The sequence below is a fragment of the Thauera sp. 63 genome, from assembly GCF_000310165.2.
GTDB lineage: Bacteria > Pseudomonadota > Gammaproteobacteria > Burkholderiales > Rhodocyclaceae > Thauera > Thauera humireducens.
The window spans coordinates 36682-54017 of sequence record NZ_AMXC01000005.1; the positions used below are offsets into that span (position 1 = coordinate 36682).

Here is a 17336-nt window from a genome sequence, read left to right on the forward strand (position 1 = left end):
TGATTTCGGGAAGGGAGAACTATTCGGGCGCGACGCTGCCTCGGACTCAGGCCTTGGCCGAATCGCGCCGGAACACCAGCGGCGCGCCCCCGTGCGAACGCTTGACCATCCACTGCGCGAGCGCCGAATCCATGTAGTCGGCGTGACCGGGGAACCAGTCCATCAGCGCCTGCGCCAGTTCGCGCACGATGCCAGAATTGCCGTCGGCGAGCGCCTGCTGTACCTCCCGCACCGAGGCCAGCACCCTGGCGTGCTCGTCGATGTGACAGTCCCCAGCCGGAAAGTCCGTCGTCCGCATCCAGCCGTCCTCCTGCTCGAAGTGGGCCACCGCATGCGCGGCAAACGCGTCCAGGGCGTGCGCCAATCCGTCGTCCGGCGTTGTCAGCAGGGCATCGACCAGCGTCACGAACTCGCGATGGGTGTCATCCATCGCCGCGTAACCGAGCAAATACCTGTCCGTCCAGTCGAATCCCGCCTGCATTTCCGTCATGTCTGTCTCCGAAGATCGCCGGACGCCTCGCCCGGCTGTCAGCCGCCGAGCCCCAACGGAGCTGGCGCCATGTTCACGATGCGGGTGAACAGCGCGGCATACTCGCCGGCCGCACCCTGCCACGGATTATCGTTGGCCAGGAAGGCGGCGTCGATCTCGGCCCAGTCTTCGGCGGTGAGGTGCTTCCGGGCGAGGGGAAAGACCAGGTGCTCCTCGGTGTTCATGTGCTGCCACTCGAACTCGATGTAGGCCTTCAGCGCCGCCTGGTACGCAGCAAAGGCCGACTCGCCCTCACGACGGTAGGTTTCCGGCGCTGAACGCAGCGCGGCGATGCGGGCGTCGCCCTGCGTGTGTTCCTGTTCGAGCTGCTCGATGACGGGCAGCACCTCGTCGCAGCGCTGGCGCAGCCTGGCGAACAGGTAGGTGTTCTCCTTCGGGTGGTGCACCTTCTCGGGCACGTTCTCGATGTAGTCGATCATCGACGTCATCAGTTCGAAGTCGGGCGTCAGCCGCCCGGCCTCGATCCCGCTGGCGAGCGCGCGCAGGCCGCTCAGCATCGCCGCCAGGGCGCGGTGCTCGTCGTGGATAATGTCCAGGGATTTGTTGCTCATGGTTGGGTTCCTTGCGAACGCGGTTCGGGACTCAGACGCCGAGGTGCTTCTGGATCAGTTCGGGCTGGGCGCGGATCTCGTCGCTGCTGCCATCGAACACCACCTGCCCTTTCACCAGGATCATCGCGCGGTCGCAGATGCGGGTGACCGCGCCGTGGTTCTTGTCCACGATCACGGTGGCGATGCCGGTCTTGCGGATCTCCTTGACGATGCGCCAGATCTCCATCGCGATCAGCGGCGCCAGGCCTTCGGTAGCCTCGTCCAGGATCAGCAGGTCCGGGTTGGTCATCAGCGCGCGGCCGATGGTGAGCATCTGCTGCTCGCCGCCCGACAGCTGCCAGCCACCGTTGTTGATGCGCTCGCCCAGGCGCGGGAAGGTCGCCATCACGCGGTCGAAGGTCCATTCGCGGCGGCCGTCGATGCCGGCGCGCGCCGACATCAGCAGGTTCTCGCGCACGGTCAGGCTCTTGAGCGCGACCTGGTCCATGTGACCATCTACGTGGTCGGCCTGCAGCCCGAGCAGACCGCGCGCATCCGCGAGATCCGCTCGGCCTACTTCGATCCCGAGAGCCCGCCCGCCGTCACCCTGCTCGGCATCGAGCGCCTGGCCTTCCCCGGCCTGCGGGTCGAAATCGACATCATCGCCGCACAGTAAGTCCCGATGATCGCGCACCTCGAACGCCCGGCCGGGCCCGCGCCGGGCGGGCGTCGTCTGCTTGCCGACCTCGGCCCGGGCTACCTCGCCAACGGCCTCATCGGCTTCATCTTCTCGGCCACCGGACCGGTGGCGATCATCCTCGCCGTCGGCACGCGCGGCGGCCTGACGCAGGCCGAGCTGGCATCCTGGGTGTTCGGCGTGTTCTTCATCAACGGCCTGCTGACGCTGGCGATGAGCTGGCGTTACCGCATGCCGCTCGGCTTCGCGTGGACCATTCCCGGCACGGTGCTGGTCGGCCCTGCCCTGCAGCACCTGAGTTTTGCCGAGGTCGTCGGCGCCTTCTACGTCACCAGCGCCGTGGTGCTGCTGATGGGCCTGAGCGGCTGGGTCAAGCGCTTCATGCAGGCGCTGCCCATGCCCATCGTCATGGGCATGGTGGCGGGCGTCTTCCTGCGCTTCGGGCTGGATCTGGTGCGGGCGCTGCACAGCGACGTCGGCATTGCCGGCCCGATGGTGATCGCCTTCCTGCTGCTGTCGGCCGTTCCTGCCCTGGGTCGCCGCCTGCCGCCGGTGATCGGCGCCCTGCTCGCCGGCGCGCTCGCCATCGCCGTACTCGGACGCATCGACGCCGCAGCGCTGGGCAGCTTTGCTCTGGCCCGACCGCTGGTGCAGGCGCCGGTCTGGTCGGTCGCCGCGATGGTCGAACTGGTCGTGCCCCTGGCCATCACCGTGCTGGTGGTGCAGAACGGCCAGGGCGTCGCGGTGCTCAAAGCCGCCGGGCATGAGCCGCCGGTCAACACCATCGCCGCCGTATGCGGCATCGGCGCGGCCCTCAGCGCGGCAGTCGGCGCCGTCAGCACCTGCCTCACCGGCCCCACCAACGCCTTGCTCACCTCCTCGGGCGAGCGTCACCGCCACTACATCGGCGCCCTGTGTTTCGGCACCTTCGGCGTGCTTTTCGGCCTGATGGCGCCCACCTTCACCGGCCTGATGCTGGCCGCGCCCGCCGAGTTCATCATGGTGCTGGGCGGCCTCGCGATGTTGCGCGTACTGCAGGGCGCCTTCCTCGCCTCCTTCGGCGGCAAGTTCTCCCTCGGCGCCCTCATCAGCCTCCTCGTCACCGTCGCCGATATCAGCCTGCTCAACATCGGCGCGGCGTTCTGGGGCCTGGTGGCGGGCTTTGCCGTGTCATGGTTGATGGAGAAAGGCGACTTCGTGGCGGCTGCCCGCGGCTAGCTTCAAGCCGAACCGGTCGGTGTCGCCTTTCAGCGCATCACGCTCGCGCCGTTGCGCTTGAGCAAGGACAGGCACAGCAGCACCAAGAAGGAGAAGACCACCATGCCGCCCGCCAGCCAGTGGGCCTGCGCGTATTCCATCGCTTCGACGTGGCCATAGATCTGGGTCGAGACAACCCGCGTCTTGCCCGGAATGTTGCCGCCGATCATCAGCACCACGCCGAACTCGCCGACCGTATGCGCAAAGCTGAGGATGGCGGCGGTGAGCAGACCGGGGCGCGCCAGCGGCAAGGCCACGCTGAAGAACGCGTCGAGCGGGCTGGCACGCAGGGTTGCCGCGGCCTCCAGCGGCCTTGCGCCGATGGACTCGAAGGCGTGCTGGATGGGTTGCACGGCAAAGGGCAGCGAGAAGAGGATCGAGCCGATCAGCAGGCCGGTGAAGGTGAAGGACAGCGTGCCCCAGCCCAGGGCCAGGGTCAGTTGTCCCAGCGGCCCCTGCGGCCCCATCAGCACGAGCAGATAGAAGCCCAGTACCGTGGGCGGCAGCACCAGTGGCAAGGTCACGACCGCGCTGATCGGCGCCCGCCAGCGCGAGCGCGTCTGCGACAGCCACCACGCCAGCGGCGTCGCGATGATCAGCAGCAGCAGGGTCGTCAGCGTCGCCAGTTCCAGCGTGAGCCAGATGGCCTGCCAGGCATCGGTGTCCAGCATCGTGACGCTCAGAGTCCGTAGCCGTAGGAACGGATGATGGCCTTCGCCGCATCCCCCCGGAGATAACGCATCAGTTCGGGCGCTGCAGGGTTGTCCTTGCCCTTGGCCAAGACGATCGCGTCCTGGCGGATCGGCTCGTAGAGCGTTTCCGGCACCATCCAGGCCGAACCTTCCGTCAGGCGGCCCTCGGCAAACACCTGCGACAGCGCGACAAAGCCCAGCGGTGCGTTCTGGGTGGCGACGAACTGGTAGGCCTGGCCGATGTTCTCGCCCTGGACGAACTTGCTGCCGAGCGCATCGGCGAGTTCGAGCTTGCTCAGGGTCTGCATCGCCGCAGCGCCATAGGGCGCGAGCTTGGGATCGGCCAGCGCGATACGCTCGAACGCGCCCGTTCGCAGCACTTCGCCCTGCTCGTCGACCAGGCCCGGCTGCTTGCTCCACAGGACGAGCTTGCCGATGGCGTAGGTGAACCGGGTGCCTGCCACACTCTGCCCTTCCTGCTCGAGGCGTGCAGGCGTCTCATCATCGGCGGCGAACAGGACCTCGAAAGGCGCCCCGTTCTTGATCTGCGCATAGAACTTGCCCGTCGAGCCGTAAGACAGCACGAGCTTGTGCCCCGTCTCCTTCTCGAAGGCCTCGGCAATCTTCTGCATCGGCGCAGTGAAGTTGGCGGCGACGGCCACGCTGAGTTCGGCCGCGTGCGCCGGCGCGCACAGGAAAAGACCCGTCATCAGGACGGACACAAGGGGTTTCATCGGCAATCTCGCTATTCACAACAGGAATAGCGAGTATAGCCAAGCTTTCGCCACGAGGCGACAATCCGCACATGAACGAATCACCTCCCCTTCAGCTTGAAGCTGCACTTGGGCACGACGCCACCGACAAGCGCATCGACGTGCTGCGCCGCATCGGCAGGGCCGGCTCCATCTCCGAAGCGGCGCGCGGCGCCGGCATCAGCTACAAGGCCGCCTGGCAGGCGATCGAAACCCTCGGCAACCTCGCGGGTACGCCACTGGTGGAGAAGGCGGTCGGCGGCAGCGGCGGCGGCGGCGCGCAACTGACGGCGGCGGGACACCGGCTGCTACGGGCCTTCGATCTGCTCGCGGCGGCCCGTCTGGCAGTCCTCAGCCAGCTCGACAAGGAGGGCGGAGCCAACCCGCTGTCCCCTGGCCTGGCCGGGCTCGGGCTGCGAACCAGCATGCGTAACCAGTTGCCGTGCGTTGTGGCCGATGTGAGCCACTCGGGCCCGGCGGTCAGGGTCGAACTCGCGCTATCGGATGGAACGCGGCTTGCGTCACGCATCACCCAGGAGAGCGCGCAACTGCTGGACCTCGAGAAAGGCAAGGCGGTCCTCGCCTTGTGCAAGGCGACGGCAGTCAAGGTCAGTGATGCGGGCACCGCCGCCCACGCGGCCAACATGCTGCGCGGTCAGGTCGTTCGCATCTCCGAGGATGCCGGGGCGGCCGAGGTGAGCCTGACGCTCGACTGCGACCTGTCGATGGTCGGATTCGCGGTCGATACGGGAAGGCTCAGTGTCGGTCAAGCCTGTGTCGCGCAGCTCGATGAGTCGTCCGTGGTCATCGCATTGCCAGGCTGAATCTCCCGATGAGTGGGGAGTGAAGGCCGTATTCAGCGGAATATCGTTCGTAACGATCCAGGCGATACTCTTTCCGCGCAATTTCACTCCGCGGAGCGTGACCATGACCGCCAACAGCACCACTCGCATGCCCACCCTGTTCGTGCCCCACGGCGCCGGGCCCTGCTTCTTCATGGACTGGAATCCGCCCGACGCGTGGAACGCGATGGGGGATTTCCTGAAGAACGTGGCGAGCACCCTGCCCGCGCGCCCCTCGGCCATCGTGGTGGTCTCGGCCCACTGGCTGGAGCCGGCCTTCAGCGTCACCAGCGGACCGCAACCGGATCTGTTCTACGACTACTACGGCTTTCCCCCGCATACGTACGAACTGCGCTATCCGGCCCCCGGCGAGCCGCAACTGGCGGCGCGCATCGCCGGCTTGCTCGGCCAGGCGCAACTGCCGGCCCGACAGGACCCCTCGCGTGGCTTCGATCACGGCATGTTCATTCCGCTGACGCTGATGTTTCCCGACGCCGACATCCCGGTGGTGCAACTCTCGCTGCGCCATGACCTGGACCCGCAGGTGCACCTCGATGCCGGCCGCGCGCTGGCCGCGCTGCGCGACGAAGGCGTACTGATCGTCGGCAGCGGCATGAGCTTTCACAACATGCGCGCCTATGGAGACCCGCGTTTCGGGCCGATCTCCGACGCGTTCGACCGCTGGCTGGTGCAGACGGTCGAGTCCCCGGCGCCGCAGCGCGAGCAGGCCCTGGCGACCTGGGAACAGGCGCCATCGGCCCGGCTGTGCCATCCGCCGCGCGCCGAAGAGCACCTGCTGCCGCTGATGGTGGTGGCCGGCGCGGCCAGCGAGGGCGCCGGTCAATGCGTTTTCAGCGACCGGGTGATGGGTACCACGCTGTCGGCGTTCCGATTTGACTGACCCATCGGGCGGCAGCGCGCATCGGCAAGCGCGTCAAGATCGCGCGCCGTGCCGCGCGGCTGCCTGCTCCTTTCGCAGCACGGCCAGTTCCGCTCGCAGCGCCCTGATCTCGACGAGCACCTCGTTGTGATCGACCTCGACCAGATCGCGCGTTTTCGCCTGCTCTTCCTGCTCGACCGCGCTCATCGCGTCCACCACGATGGCGATGAAGAGGTTGAGCACCGCGAAGGAGGTCAGCAGGATGAACAGGACGAAGAACACCCAGGCATAGGGATGCGCCTCCATGACCGGGCGGGCGATGCCCATTGACCACGACTCCAGCGTCATGACCTGGAACAGGGTGTAGAACGATGCCCCGATGGTGCCGAACCACTCCGGAAAATCGGCGCCGAAGAGCTTCGTGGTCATCACCGAGGCCACGTAGAACACCAGCAGCAACAGCGTGACCACCGAGCCCATGCCCGGGATGGCCTTGAGCAGGGCGCTCACCACCTTGCGCATCGAGGGCACCACCGAGACGAGCCGCAGCGCACGCAGGATGCGCAGCGAGCGCAACACCTGCAGGCCTTCTCCCGTGGGGGCAAGCGTGATCGCGACGATGGTGAAGTCGAACACGTTCCAGCCGCTGCGGAAGAAGCGCTGCCGGTAGACGATCAGCTTCATGGCGATCTCCACGACGAAGATGAACAGCGCCGCCCGATCGAGCGCCAGCAGAAAGCCGCCCGCCTCGGCCATGACCGACGGCGAGGTCTCGAGCCCCAGCGTGATGGCGTTGATGACGATGACGGCGATGATGAAGCGCTGGAAGCGCGCGGATTCGACGAGGCGTTGTAGCGTATCGACCATGTCAGGTATCGAAGGGATCGTTGCATTGAGGGCCCCGCGCCACCCCGGCGTGGCGCGGCGCGCGGCATCCGGTCAGGCGTTCGGTTTCGCCTTGCGCGCCGTGTACCAGAGGCTGGCGAACACCGAGCACGCCAGGATGGTGGCGACCACCGACAGCGACACCAGCACCGGGATCTTGAACCACTCGACGATCAGCATCTTGGCGCCGATGAAGACCAGGATCGCGGCCAGGCCGTACTTCAGCAGTTCGAAGCGGTCGCCGAGGTCGGCCAGCAGGAAGTACATCGCGCGCAGGCCGAGGATCGCGAACAGGTTCGAGGTCAGCACGATGAAGGGGTCGGTGGTGATGGCGAAGATCGCCGGAATGCTGTCGACCGCGAAGATCACATCCGAGATCTCGACCAGCACCAGGGCCAGGAAGAGCGGCGTCATCATGCGCACGCCGTCGCGCATCACGAAGAAGCGCTCGCCTTCGAGCTTTTCGGTAATCGGATAGTGGTTGCGGATCCAGCGGATGAAGGGGTTCTTCTCGAGGTCCGGGTCGTGCTCGGAGAACCACGCCATCTTGATGCCGGTGATGACCAGGAAGGCGCCGAAGATGTACAGGATCCAGTGGAACTCGCTGATCAGCCAGCTGCCGGCGAAGATCATGATCGTGCGCAGCACGATGGCACCGATGATGCCGTACAGCAGCACGCGGCGCTGCAGTTCGAGCGGCACCGCGAAGAAGCTGAAGATCATCATCCAGACGAAGACGTTGTCGACCGCAAGCGACTTCTCCACCAGATAACCGGTGACGAAGGCCAGCGTCTTCTCGTTCGCGAACTCGCGCCCGACGCTGCCGTCCAGGTACCACCACAGCCCCACGGCGAACAGCATCGCCACCGTCACCCAGGCGAGCGACCACCCCGCCGCTTCCTTCAGCGACACCCGATGCTGCTTGCCGCCACCGAAGGCGAAGAGGTCCACCAGCAACATCGTCACCACGATGGCGGCAAAGGCCGCCCACATCCACCACGTTCCGATCGATTCCAAAGCGCGCTCCGCACAAAAAGAAAAAGGGCCTGTTCCCGAAGGACACAGACCCTTGCATGCTTTGCGCGCACGGACCTTGCCCTCGGGCAAGGTCTCGCTTGCAACGGAATCGTTGCCTGCAGCACCGGGAAGACGTCTTGCGACGGTCTGCCGTGATGACGATGCTGCAGCGTGAAAAGCTACTCCCCTTGATGGAGCGCGAGTGTAGGTTGCGTCACGGCAAAGTCAAGGGGGCAGGCGGCAGGGACCGGGTGGCAGGACGTTCAACGCATCTCGAACGCCTCCTGATGAAAGCGGAAACGGCTGACACCCATTTCATGCAGCCCCTTGCGCAGGCTGTCGGCCAGACCCCGGGGGCCGCAGAACCAGACCTCGGTGACGGCCTCCTTCCGCGCCCGATCATCCAGCATCGCCGCGCTCAGTGTCTGCTCGTGCGCGCTGCTGATGACCTGCAGGCGAAGCGACGGAAGCTGCGCGCACAGGGTATCCAGGCGGGCGACGAACGGATCGGATTCGCGGTCGCGCACGCAATAGTAGAAATCTGCCTCGGGCGCCTGCTCCGGCGCGGCCTGCAACGCCTCCAGCCAGGCAATGAAGGGGGTCACGCCAATGCCGCCGGCAATCCACACCTGATCCCGTTCTTCGTGTCCGGTGGGCAGATTGAAGCAGCCGTATGGCCCTTCGAGCTGCATCGCCTGACCGGGCTGAAGGCGTTGCGCGAGGCCCCGGGTGTAGTCGCCCAGCGCCTTGATCTGGAAGGTGACGCGGCGGTCGCCCCGGTCGGCGCTGGCGATCGTGAACGGATGCGCGCCTTCGGAACGTTCGAAGCTGGCAAAGGCGAACTGGCCTGGACGGTGTCCGCGCCAGCCACCATCCAGTCGGCAGCTCACCGCGGTGACGCCCTGTCCCGGTTCGGCAACGGACTCGACCACCCCACCGACGCGACGGCCCTGACCGATCCAGCCCATGAGGGCCCGCACGCTGGCAACGGAACCGGCGACGATCAGCGCTGCCAGCATCAGTCCCACCGGCTGCGTCCAGTAGTCGAGCGGCGCCAGGAAGGCGGTATGGAAGGCGAGCGCCAGGTACAGCACCGGCATCACCTTGTGCAGGTAGCGCCACATCCTGAAGGGGACGCGCTTCCAAAGCGTCAGCACCAGCATCCCCAGCAGCGCGTAGATCGCGAACTCGCCGAGCTCCTCGGCGACGTCGCGCATGGCTTCCAGCACGCTGCTGCCGTGGTCCTTGGGCAGCCGCCCTTCCCGCCCCCACACCGCCTTGATGAGGCCGTCCGACATCTCGACCAGCCAGTGCAGCGCGGCGAACGCGATGGCGAGGATGCCCGCCCATTTGTGGACGCGGTAGATCCGGTCCATGCCGCCGAAGGGTCGCTCAAGCCAGACGGGCCGCGTGGCGAGCACCATCGTCAGGGACATCAGCGCGAAGGACCACAGGCCGGTCAGAGTGAGCGCGTGCTCACGCGCCACCCATGCGTTGGCGGGCACGCCGACAGCGCTGCCCGCGTTCGAGCACAGCTGCCACGCCCAGGCCAGCGTGACCAGGGCGATGAAGGCGGACAGGAATCGCTTCATGGACGCCCCCTCAATCATCCTCGAAGTAGCCCTTCTCGGCGTCGATGTGGCAGGCGGCGCAGTTGGCCTTGCTGCCGACGTCCTTGCGCGTCCAGTCGGATCGCGGCACTTCGTCGTGCTCGCGCACCCACTTCGGCAGTTCGGTGATGCGAAGCGGTGCATCCGCTGCACGCAGGCCCCGCAGCAGCTTGCTCGCCTGTCCGGGCGCATCCCCGGCATGATCTACCAAATAGCGCGTGATCGCGGCGGTGGTCTCGGCGTCGAGGCTGGCGTCGTCGCCGAAGTGCTGGTCGAGCCCGCCCATCATGCGTTTCCACGACGCCGCCGGCAGCATCGAGGGCGGAAACGCGATGTGGCAGCTCGCGCATTCCTGCAACGTGCGTGCATCGGTGACCGGCGCGTAGTAGTCGTCGTCGCCGGCCTGGGCGCGGCCGAACAGCAGCACGGTCACGGCCAGGGCCGCGACACCGAGGGCAAGGGGGCGAAGGGTGGTGGCTTTCATGTTCTGTCTCCGGCAGCGTTGCTTATTGGCTCGTCATCCAGGCGAGCCAGTCGCCCTTCTCGCGCGGCGTGCATTCGCGGCCGAGCACCTCGGTGCAGTTGCGCTTGAACCATTTCTCGACCTTGGCCGGGTCGCTGTAGCGCGTGGCCACCACGGATAGCGCCATCGGCTCGATGGCCTTGCCGGTTCGGGTCTTGCCGGGCGCGCGGACATCGTCGCCATGGCACGAAGTGCAGGCGGGCGTATCGGGCTTGCCGAGGCCGTAGCGGGTGCGGTGCAGGGTTTCGCCGCGCGCGGCGGAGAAGCCCGCGAAGGCCGGGTCGGCCGCGCGCGCTTCAGCGGTGTAGCGGTCGATGAGGTCGGCGGGCTGGGCCGCGAGTACGCCGGCGCTCGCGCCGAGGCAGCACAGGAGCGCAATCGCGCGCAGTTTGCAGTTCATGGTTCGTTCCTCGATCTGGGCAGATGGCTTGACCGGACGGGCATCTCGGATGCCCTTCGTCCTGAATCGGTGCCCAGTGTGCAAGTGCGCGAATGAATCGAACCTGAACGGGAGAGATCAGTGCCGCACGGCGGCGGACGGGAGCGCGGACCCGCGCCCCGGCGCGGTACTCAGCGCATGTCGAACAGTTCCTGATGGAAGTCCTTCGCCGCCAGCCCCCTGGCGAAGAACCCTTCGCGCAGGGCCTGGCCGAAACCGCCAGGCCCGCAGAACCAGACGTCCGCCTCGGCCCATCCCGGCACCGTTTCGCAGATGCGTGCGACATCGAGGCGGCCGTCGCGCGCGCTGACCAGGACATGCAGTTTCACGCCCGCCGCCTGCGCATCGCGCTGCAGCCGCTGGATGAACTCGTCGTCGGGTTCGGCGGTGCTGTAGAAGAGATCGACCTCGCGCCCATCGGGCATCACGGCCAGCGCCTTCATGCGGGCGATGAAGGGCGTGATGCCGATGCCGCCGCCCACCCAGATCTGCCTGCGCTTGTCGCTGGCACCGGCGTTCGCGAAATCGAAGCGGCCATAAGGCCCCTCAACCGTCACGAGGTCGCCGACCCGCAGCAGTTCGGGCAAGCGGGCGGTGTAGTCGCCGATGCCCTTGATCAGGAAGAACAGCCGGCCATCCCCCTGCCAGCCCGACGAGATGGTGAAGGGGTGCGCCCCTTCGTCCGTCGAGAAGGTCACGAAGGCGAACTGCCCCGCCTCGTGCCCAGGCCAGCGGTCCTTGAACCGGATCGCCACCTTGAGCACCCGGTTGTCGGCAAAGTTCACCAGTTCCTCGATCTCGCCGACCGCCTTGCGCCGATGACCGACGCGCCCCGTCAGCGACACCACGGCGGCAACGCTGCCCCCGGCCATCAGAAGGGCGAGCACGACGCCCATCGGCTGGGTCCAGTAGCCAAAGGGCGTCAACACCACCGAGTGGAACACGAGCGCAAGATAGGCCAGCGCCAGCAGGCGGTGGGTCTTGAAGAAGAGCCGGTAGGGGAAACGCTTGACGAGCGCGATCACGATCAGCGCCACGGCTGCATAGAAGGCCCACTCGCCGACCGATTCCGCCAGGCCGCGCTGTGCGCGCAAGAAGATCTCCACCGGGTCGGTCAGTTCGGGTCTCGGCCCGCGTTCCGGCTTGACCAGCCAGCCCCAGCCTACCGCCCATTTGGTGCCCTGCGCCCACAGCCAGTGCACGACGGAGAAGACGAGACCGGTGATGCCCAGCCACTTGTGCAGGCGGTAGGTCTTGTCCAGCCCGTCGAGCAGGGGCTCGATCCGCACCGGGCGCAGCGCCAGGATCATGCCCACGCTCATCACGCCCATGCCGATCACCCCGGTGTAGTTGATCGCCACGGTGCGCAGGGCGAAGTATTCGTAGCCGTTCGGCAGCAGCGGGTCGGCCAGCCACCACAGCAGGCTCAGCAACAGCAGGAGTCCCGCGTACGCAAACTGGATGTGCTTCATGTCCACTCCATTCGGTTAAAGCGAGCAGCGGATTCGCCGCTGCGGGTCGCCCAACCAACAGGCGATCCGGTGGAAGTATTCACGATGCTCGTCCATCTCGCCTTGTGAAAAGGCAAACAAGCGCCCGATCCCGGTGTCACGCCGCCAACACAGAACCGGCAGTTCAGCTTCGGTTCAGGGTCGTGGCGTCATGCTCCCGCCGGTCATGACCACGGAGTCCTTTCGATGAAGACCACGACCCTGCTCTCCGCCCTGCTGCTCGCGGGCGCCGCCGGCATTGCCGCTCAGGCATACGCCGCCGAGGACGACCCCGCCCTCCTGTCGCGGGACGCCTGCACCACCGTTCGCCACGAGCTCGACGCCCTGGTCCTGACCCGTAGCGCCTCGCATGGCGATGCGCGCCAACTCGCGATCATGCGGGTCGAAGGCGATCTTCGTCACTACAATGGGGTACTGAAATCACTGGCGTGCCCCACGTCCAGACCAACCGCCCTATGAGCCGATGACATCCTTCACGCCGCCCCAGGCCCTGCCGCTGCGGCGACCGATTGGGCCTGAGCGCCGCGGCCCCGCCCCCCCAACCCTGCCCCCTCGCCCCGATGCACCTGCTGATCATCGAAGACGACCGCACCATCGCCGAGAACATCTACGACTATCTCGAGGCACGCGGCCATCAGTGCGACTACGCCGGCTCGATCGCGGCGGCCTCGACCCTGCTCGCAGGCCCCCTGTTCGATGCCCTGGTCCTCGACCGCAACCTGCCCGACGGCGACGGTCTCACGCTCGCGCGCCGGCTGCGTGCCGAGGGCCGTGCAACGCCGATCCTCGTGCTGACCGCGCGCGACGCGCTGGAGGACAAGCTGCTGGGCTTCGAGGCGGGTGGCGACGATTATCTGGTGAAGCCCTTCGCCCTGCAGGAACTCGAAGTGCGCCTGCTCGCCCTGGCGCGGCGCAATGCCGGGCGGCCGGCCGGTCCGCTGCTGCAGCACGGCGCGCTCGCCTTCAACACCGCAACGCAGGCATTGCACCTTCAGGGCCGCCCGCTGACGCTGCCGCCCAAAGCCCTGCGCCTGGCGGCCGAACTGCTGTCGCAGCCCGAGCGCGTATTCTCGCGGCGCGAGCTCGAGATCGCCGTATGGGGTCATGAGCAGGACAGCAGCGACAACCTGCGCAGCGTACTGCACACCCTGCGTCGCGCCCTCGGCGACGACGCGCCCACCCAGGTGGTGAATGTCCATGGCCTCGGCTACAAACTCGTCAACCGCTGAAGCGGGCACGCGCACGGGCTGGCAGCGCTGGCTGCCGGGCGGCCTGCGCGTGCGCATCGCGATATCGGTCACGGCAATGCTGCTCGTCCTCATCGTCGCGCAGTCGCTTGCCCTGGTGATGCTCAACGAGGAGATGGAAGAGGAGTTCATCGACGGCACGCTCGACGAGCAGCTGCACTACAGCATCGAGCACAGTCGCCGGCTCGGCACCCTGGTCGGGCCGCAGACGCCAACGATGGCGCTCTACCGCTACACCCCGGGAACGGCGCCACCGCCGGGCTTGAGCGCAGACCTGGCCGCGTTGCCGGTCGGCAATCACGAGGACTGGTCATCCGGGCGTGAACTGCACGTCGCGGTGCGCGAGGTCGACGGCCAGCGCTATGTGCTCACCTATGACGAATCGGAACATCGCGAGCGCGAGTCGGCCGTGGTCACCGCGATCGTCATCGGCGGCCTGATGCTGAGCGCCCTGTCCTTCCTCCTCGTCTACGCGATTGCGACCCGGCTCACGCGCGGGCTGGAGACGCTGGCCGAACGCGTCGAGGGCGAGCACGACGGCACGCCTTTCGCCCAGGACGGCCTCGACGCCGAACTCCTGGTGGTGGCGCGGGCGCTGGACCACGCCGAGGCACGGCAGGCTGCCCTGCTCGCCCGTGAGCGCGACTTCAACGCCAACCTGTCGCACGAACTGCGCACCCCGCTGGCCGGCATCCGCAGCGACGCCGAGATGCTGCTGACCGACGCCGCGCTGTCCGACAAGGCCCGACGCCGCGCCGAACGCATCGTCGCCACCACCGACCGTACCGCCACGCTCGCCAACAGCCTGCTGCTGCTCGCCCGCGAGGCCCGGCCGCAGGCGGTCGAGCCGATCAATCTGTGCGCTGCAGTGCGCGACAGTTGGGCACGACTGCACCCGACGGACGCGACGCACGGGGGCCTTACGCTGCACATCGACCCCCGGGCCGAAATCACGGCCGACCCCAGCCTGTTGGCGCTGGTACTGCACAACCTGCTGGAGAACGCCCTGCGCCATGCTGACGGCCGCGAGATCGAGGTGGTACTGGCCGGGCGCTGCCTCGAGGTGCGGGATCGCGGCCCCGGCTTCGGCGCCGAAGACCCGATGCGCTGCTTCGAGCGCTTCCGGCGCGGCGGGACTCGGCCGGGGCACGGGCTTGGCCTGGCGCTGGTAAAGCACATCTGCAGCGCCTGCGGGTGGACGGCGCACGCTTCCAACCGCCCGGACGGCGGGGCCTGTCTGGCAATCGACTTCGGTGCCGCGTCCGGACCGGTTCAGCGTGCGCCGAACGGGCATTGAGCGCACGTCCTCACACTTTCCTCACACCCGCATCACGCTTTCCTCACGCGCGGCTCCGTAGATTGCGCGGATCCTCCCCGGCTCCGCGCGACCATGTCCGAACAGCGTCTGTCCCTTGCATCGCCCCTCAGCCCCGCAACCGGCACCCCGATTGCCATCGAGGCCCGTGCCCGGAGCGCGTCCGCACCCTCATCCATGTGGGCCGCTGCGCGACGCTGGCGCCCCGAGATGTCGATCGAGCGCCTGCTGCTGGGCATCGCCGTCTATTTCACGCTCGCCTGCAACGCACCATTCTGGCGCGCCTTGCTCGCCAGCCGCGGCAGCGAGGGCGGCAGCCTCGCGTACGCGCTCGCAGTCGGCGTTGCGCTCACGGCGCTGAACGTCCTGCTGCTCGCCCCCCTGCTCAACCGCTGGACCACCAAACCCCTGCTGGGCGTGATGACCCTCGTGGCCGCGGTGTCGAGCTACTACGCCGGGCACTTCGGCGTGTATTTCGACCCGAGCATGCTGCGCAACGTGATGCGCACCGACGTCGCCGAGGCGCGCGAGTTGCTGACAAGCGGCTTCTTCCTGCAGGTCGCGGCGCTGGCCCTGCCCCCGCTGTTCGTCGTGCAGCGCGCCCGCCTGCGCCAGCGCCCGCCAGGGCGCGCGCTGGCGATCCGCAGTGCCTTCATCGTGCTCGCACTGATCGTTGCCGCGGGCGCGCTCGGCAGCGTGTTCAAGGACTTCTCGGGCCAGATGCGCAGCCACAAGGAACTGCGCTATCTGATCACACCGGCTGCGCCGCTCTGGTCGCTGGTGCGGGTGCTGACCCGCGACGCGCAGGCGGCCAACCTGCCGCGCCAGCCGGTGGGGACCGATGCCCACCTGGGGGCGAGCTGGACCGCCGCGAAGAAGCCGGCGCTGTTCGTGCTCGTGGTCGGAGAGACCGCGCGCGCCGCCAACTGGGGGCTGAACCGCGGGGCCGGGCAGTCGCCCGCCCACGACACCACGCCCGAGCTTGCCCGGCGCGAAGTCATCAACTTCCCCGAGGTAAGCAGCTGCGGCACCAACACCGAAGTCTCGGTGCCCTGCATGTTCTCGCTGCAGGGGCGGCGCAACTACGACGAGGATGCCATCCGCGGTAGCGAATCGCTGCTCGACACCCTGAAGCACGCCGGCCTGCGCGTGGTGTGGAACGACAACCAGTCGGGCTGCAAGGGCGTGTGTGCCGGGGTGGAGAGCATGCGCCCCGATCCGTCCAGCCTGCCCGGACTGTGCGAGGGCGAGCGCTGCCTGGACGAAGCCCTGCTCGAGAGCAGCCGTGCGCTGCTGCGTGACGCCAAGGGCAATCTCGTGCTCGTGCTGCATCAGCTCGGCAACCACGGTCCGGCCTACTTCCGCCGCTACCCCGACCGTTTCCGCCGCTTCACCCCCACCTGCGACGACGAGGACCTGTCGAAGTGCAGCCGCGAGCAGATCGCCAACAGCTACGACAACGCGCTGCTGTACACCGACCATGTCCTCGCCAGCAACATCGACCTGCTGAAGGAACTGGAGCCGGACTACGACACTGCCCTGCTCTACGTCTCGGACCACGGCGAATCGCTCGGCGAGAACGGCCTCTACCTGCATGGCCTGCCGTACTCGATCGCGCCTGCCGAGCAGACGCGGGTGCCGATGGTGATGTGGCTGTCGTCCGGCTTTGCCGCCCGCAACCGGCTCGATTCCGCCTGCCTGCGCGCTCAGGCTGACAAGCCAGCGGCGCACGACAACCTCTTCCACACCGTGCTCGGCCTGCTCGACGTGCACACCGCGATACGCGACGACGCGCTGGACCTCAGCGCCGCCTGCCGGAGCTGAACCCATGTCGCCCCGTGAACTCACCACCTCTCTGCCCACACCCGCGCTGGATTCGTCGCGCCGGTGGCTGCTCGCGCAAGGCGCGCTGCTCATCCTGAGTGCATGGCTGCTGTACTGGGTCTTCGAAGGCAGCGATCTCGACCGCCAGCTCGCACGCGCGCTGTTCGATCAGGAACTCGGCCTCTTTCCCTTGCGGCGCAACTGGTTCATCGAAGCGGTGATGCACAAGGCGGCCAAGCAGGTCACCTACGTGCTGGTGGCGGCCAGCCTGTACCTGTGCTGGCAGGGCTGGAAAGGTCGGCTGACGTGGCTGCCGCCGCGCAACGCCTTGCTCGCGACGATCGGCATGGTGGCGATTCCGCTCGCAACCTCGACCGCCAAGCTGCTGACGGCACGCTACTGCCCCTGGGATCTGAGCGAATTCGGCGGCTATGCGCCGCATCTCGGGTTGTTCGAGACCGCCCCCGCGGGCCTCAAGGCCGGACAGTGCTTCCCCGCCGGGCACGCGTCCACCGGCTTCCTGTGGATCGTCTGGGCCGTCGCGCTGAGACCGGCGGGACGTCGTGCCGCGCGCCTTGCCCTGCTGCTCGGGCTGATCGCCGGGTCGGTCCTCGGCACGGCGCGCATGCTGCAGGGCGCGCACTTCCTGTCGCACACGCTGTGGACCCTGTGGCTGGCCTGGGGCGTAAGCGTCAGCCTTGCGGTCGCCCTGCGCGCCGACCTCTATCTCGGCGATCGGCGCAGGGATTGAATGGCCCCGGCCGC

Annotated in this window: 19 protein-coding genes and 1 pseudogene; 9 read left to right on the forward strand and 11 right to left on the reverse strand. The window is 67.5% G+C overall.

Translation table 11 applies throughout. From position 1 onward, the window contains the following. Positions 1-46 precede the first annotated feature (46 nt). From C664_RS06325 to C664_RS06335, 3 genes and pseudogenes are all read right to left on the reverse strand, one after another. On the reverse strand, positions 47-490 hold the full coding sequence (locus C664_RS06325; RefSeq protein WP_004255583.1) for a bacteriohemerythrin: 444 nt from the start codon (positions 488-490) through the stop codon (positions 47-49). A gap of 38 nt (positions 491-528) precedes the next feature. Further along, positions 529-1101 (reverse strand): hemerythrin domain-containing protein, encoded by a 573-nt coding sequence (locus tag C664_RS06330; protein WP_004255586.1) that lies wholly within the window; start codon positions 1099-1101, stop codon positions 529-531. 31 nt (positions 1102-1132) lie between these two features. Beyond that, positions 1133-1567, reverse strand: a pseudogene (locus C664_RS06335) (ABC transporter ATP-binding protein); the annotation flags it as partial. 21 nt (positions 1568-1588) lie between these two features. Here C664_RS06335 and C664_RS20520 point away from each other — a divergent pair. Together C664_RS20520 and C664_RS06340 are read left to right on the forward strand one after the other, a co-directional pair. Continuing rightward, a complete protein-coding gene (locus tag C664_RS20520; protein WP_004255592.1) occupies positions 1589-1756 on the forward strand; it encodes a Rid family hydrolase in 168 nt (55 codons plus the stop codon). Between the two features lie 6 nt (positions 1757-1762). Further along, positions 1763-2995, forward strand: a complete 1233-nt coding sequence (locus tag C664_RS06340; protein ID WP_004255595.1) for a benzoate/H(+) symporter BenE family transporter — start codon at positions 1763-1765, stop codon at positions 2993-2995. A gap of 29 nt (positions 2996-3024) precedes the next feature. On the opposite strand, the gene modB is transcribed toward C664_RS06340, so the two are convergent. Both modB and modA read right to left on the reverse strand, forming a co-directional pair. After that, entirely contained in the window at positions 3025-3705 is a 681-nt protein-coding gene (gene modB, locus C664_RS06345) for a molybdate ABC transporter permease subunit (protein ID WP_004255599.1), read from the reverse strand. Between the two features lie 8 nt (positions 3706-3713). Next, positions 3714-4460: a molybdate ABC transporter substrate-binding protein gene (gene modA, locus C664_RS06350; RefSeq protein WP_004255602.1), complete on the reverse strand. Its 747-nt coding sequence runs from the start codon at positions 4458-4460 to the stop codon at positions 3714-3716. Positions 4461-4531: 71 nt separating this feature from the next. Between modA and C664_RS06355 the strand changes: the two genes are divergently transcribed. After that, positions 4532-5302: a TOBE domain-containing protein gene (locus tag C664_RS06355; RefSeq protein WP_004255604.1), complete on the forward strand. Its 771-nt coding sequence runs from the start codon at positions 4532-4534 to the stop codon at positions 5300-5302. A 103-nt stretch (positions 5303-5405) separates the two neighbouring features. Next, a complete protein-coding gene (locus C664_RS06360; RefSeq protein WP_004255607.1) occupies positions 5406-6221 on the forward strand; it encodes a DODA-type extradiol aromatic ring-opening family dioxygenase in 816 nt (271 codons plus the stop codon). Positions 6222-6254: 33 nt separating this feature from the next. Here C664_RS06360 and C664_RS06365 read toward each other — a convergent pair whose 3' ends face one another. The 6 genes from C664_RS06365 to C664_RS06390 form a co-directional block, all read right to left on the reverse strand. After that, on the reverse strand, positions 6255-7067 hold the full coding sequence (locus tag C664_RS06365; protein WP_004255610.1) for an ion transporter: 813 nt from the start codon (positions 7065-7067) through the stop codon (positions 6255-6257). A gap of 72 nt (positions 7068-7139) precedes the next feature. After that, the gene (locus C664_RS06370) at positions 7140-8102 is read right to left on the reverse strand and encodes a TerC family protein (RefSeq protein ID WP_004255612.1); all 963 of its coding nucleotides are present in this window, start codon (positions 8100-8102) and stop codon (positions 7140-7142) included. A gap of 263 nt (positions 8103-8365) precedes the next feature. Then, positions 8366-9694 carry a ferredoxin reductase family protein gene (locus C664_RS06375; protein WP_004255617.1) on the reverse strand — a complete coding sequence of 443 codons (1329 nt, stop codon included), beginning with the start codon at positions 9692-9694 and terminating at the stop codon, positions 8366-8368. 10 nt (positions 9695-9704) lie between these two features. Then, positions 9705-10196, reverse strand: a complete 492-nt coding sequence (locus C664_RS06380) for a diheme cytochrome c (RefSeq protein ID WP_004255620.1) — start codon at positions 10194-10196, stop codon at positions 9705-9707. A 22-nt stretch (positions 10197-10218) separates the two neighbouring features. Beyond that, a complete protein-coding gene (locus tag C664_RS06385) occupies positions 10219-10635 on the reverse strand; it encodes a DUF1924 domain-containing protein (RefSeq protein WP_004255623.1) in 417 nt (138 codons plus the stop codon). A 170-nt stretch (positions 10636-10805) separates the two neighbouring features. Then, positions 10806-12146, reverse strand: coding sequence for a ferredoxin reductase family protein (locus C664_RS06390; RefSeq protein WP_004255626.1), 1341 nt, complete (start codon positions 12144-12146; stop codon positions 10806-10808). 225 nt (positions 12147-12371) lie between these two features. Here C664_RS06390 and C664_RS06395 point away from each other — a divergent pair, with 225 nt between their 5' ends. The 5 genes from C664_RS06395 to C664_RS06415 all read left to right on the forward strand — a co-directional run bounded on the left by C664_RS06395 (position 12372) and on the right by C664_RS06415 (position 17322). Next, positions 12372-12644, forward strand: a complete 273-nt coding sequence (locus C664_RS06395) for a hypothetical protein (protein ID WP_004255629.1) — start codon at positions 12372-12374, stop codon at positions 12642-12644. Positions 12645-12745: 101 nt separating this feature from the next. Continuing rightward, entirely contained in the window at positions 12746-13414 is a 669-nt protein-coding gene (locus C664_RS06400; RefSeq protein WP_004255632.1) for a response regulator transcription factor, read from the forward strand. Continuing rightward, positions 13383-14729 (forward strand): sensor histidine kinase, encoded by a 1347-nt coding sequence (locus C664_RS06405; RefSeq protein WP_004255636.1) that lies wholly within the window; start codon positions 13383-13385, stop codon positions 14727-14729. The genes C664_RS06400 and C664_RS06405 overlap by 32 nt, the downstream gene beginning before the upstream one ends. 228 nt (positions 14730-14957) lie before the next feature. Next, the gene (locus tag C664_RS06410) at positions 14958-16571 is read left to right on the forward strand and encodes a phosphoethanolamine transferase (protein WP_232435071.1); all 1614 of its coding nucleotides are present in this window, start codon (positions 14958-14960) and stop codon (positions 16569-16571) included. Positions 16572-16575: 4 nt separating this feature from the next. Continuing rightward, complete coding sequence (locus C664_RS06415; protein ID WP_004255641.1) at positions 16576-17322, forward strand: phosphatase PAP2 family protein; 747 nt, start codon at positions 16576-16578, stop codon at positions 17320-17322. The last annotated feature ends 14 nt before the right edge of the window (positions 17323-17336 follow it).